The organism is Desulfosarcina cetonica JCM 12296, from assembly GCF_001311845.1.
GTDB lineage: Bacteria > Desulfobacterota > Desulfobacteria > Desulfobacterales > Desulfosarcinaceae > Desulfosarcina > Desulfosarcina cetonica.
Genome location: NZ_BBCC01000411.1, coordinates 1 through 1,913, shown reverse-complemented (window position 1 = coordinate 1,913; position 1,913 = coordinate 1). Strand labels below are relative to the sequence as shown.

General features: G+C 64.6%; 3 protein-coding genes. All 3 read left to right on the top strand.

Features of this window, described 5'->3' with window-relative positions; all coding sequences use genetic code 11:
• Nucleotides 1–575 (top strand): hypothetical protein (locus JCM12296_RS40785; protein WP_172684261.1); only part of this gene is annotated, 575 nt, incomplete at its 5' end.
• The gene (locus tag JCM12296_RS34460; protein WP_054702649.1) at nucleotides 575–811 is read left to right on the top strand and encodes a nucleoside/nucleotide kinase family protein; all 237 of its coding nucleotides are present in this window, start codon (nucleotides 575–577) and stop codon (nucleotides 809–811) included. The genes JCM12296_RS40785 and JCM12296_RS34460, both read left to right, overlap by 1 nt.
• A 61-nt stretch (nucleotides 812–872) precedes the next feature.
• On the top strand, nucleotides 873–1,910 hold the full coding sequence (locus JCM12296_RS34455) for a P-loop NTPase family protein (protein WP_054702645.1): 1,038 nt from the start codon (nucleotides 873–875) through the stop codon (nucleotides 1,908–1,910).
• Nucleotides 1,911–1,913: the final 3 nt, after the last annotated feature.

Below are 1,913 nucleotides of genomic sequence, written 5' to 3'. Positions count from 1 at the left end.
TGGAGATTCCCCTGCATCCGTGCCTGGGTGATGTCCAGGCCGCTTTCGGCCGGGTCGACTGGTCGGCCGTGGTGGAGGCGATGCTCGGCCGGCAGGAGGCGCTCTTCAGTATGACCGACAGTCTCGATGAGGAGCTGCGGCACCTGGCCGACGATCAGCGCCGGCGCATGACCACCGTCGACCAGATTCGTCAGACCGTTGCCGCCATGCTCAATATCATTCCCGCCACCGCGGCGGTGACCTACGTGCTGCATACCGGAGACGCCGTCGGCGCCGTGGGGATCAAGGTGAAACTGATCGGTTTGTTTGGCCTCAACGACCTTTACGCCCTGGTGGCCATCCCGGCCACCGCCGGTATGAAAAAAGCCGACCTCAAACAGCTGGAGGCACTCCTGGAGCCTGTGGCGCGCACTTGGCTGACCCACAAACTCACCGGCATCGAAGCGTTGTTCACGGAAAAGATTACCGGAGCGCTGCTGGATCGGGCGCAGCAGGTGCTCGATCAGAGCGCCGCGCGCATCGCATCCATGGAAAACGCGCTGGCCCGCTGCCGGCGGGCATTGGAGACCTCCTGATGATCGATTCGCAAACGGCCCGTTTAAAGGCCCTGGCCGAGCTGGAAACCGTCCGCGCGGACATTCGCGAGATGACCGAGACCCTGGAACGGGTGGATCTGTGGCGGCCGGCGGCCGGCTTGAAAAAAGCCTGTGCCGAGGCCCTGGTGATGCTGGACCAGTTGGCCGAACGCTTTGACCGCAAGCTGGTGGTGACGCTGGTGGGGCCCTGCGGGTCGGGAAAATCGACCTGCTGAGCGCCTGGCCGGAGATGACCACCTCTCCCCGTCGGGCCACCAGCGACCCACGACCCGCCAGGTGGTGGCCTTTTGCCGGCAGCGATCCGACGCCGGCCAGCTTGTCGAGCAACTGGGCCTGGAGAACATCCGCGTTCAGGCCAGCGAGGCGGCCGAGGCCCTGGAGAACGTGATTCTCATCGACACCCCGGACACGGACAGCACCCAGCAGGCGGCGCACATCCCCATCATTCATCAGGCCATCACCCTGTCCGACGTGCTGATCTGTGTTTTCGACGGTGAAAATCCCAAACGGCGCGACCACACCGATTTCATGATTCCTTATGTGCGGCTGTTCAACGGCGCGAGTCTGGTGGCGGTGGTGAACAAATGCGACCGCCTGGCCGAAGCCGAGCTGACCGATTCGATCATGCCGGAATTCGCCACTTACATCCATGCGGCGTGGTCCGTGGATCCCGCGGCCATCCTGTATATTTCCGCCAGAAGCCACCTGCAGCAGCCCGACTGGAACGCGAACACCCGGCCGCGGCATGCCCTCGACCAGTTCGACCAGCTGCGTCGGCTGATCGTCGATACCTACAACCGTGCCGGGTATTCCGTTGACCGGCGGATGGAGAATGCCCGCAGCCTGCGCGGCTACCTTCAGCAGTCCATCCACCGTGAAGCGGAAAAAGAGAAGATCGCGCTCAAGGCCGCCGTCGATCAGATGGCCGCCGCCGAAGCCGAGGCCATGCAGCAGGCGGTGGCGGCCTTTGGCGGGGACGAGGGCCGCCTGGCTTCAGGGGTCAATGTGCGCCTCTACCAGCAGCTGGCCCAGCGTTGGCTGGGGCCGGTGGGCTGGCTGGTGGCGATCTGGGCGCGTATCCTGGTTTTCGGTACCGGCGTTGCTCCCTGTTGCGTTTCGGTAATCCGGTGCGCCAGATCCTGGGGCCGTGGCGACGGTCAAGCAGGTCGGCGAATCCAAAAAAGCCATGCATGCCGCCGATCGCGGGGCGGGTGCCGGAATGGCCCTGATGCAATACGATGCCGCCATGGCCAAGGCCTGGCCCGATATTGCCGAGCGGCTGGTGACGGCCCGCTTCACCCCGCGGGTGCGTGATGA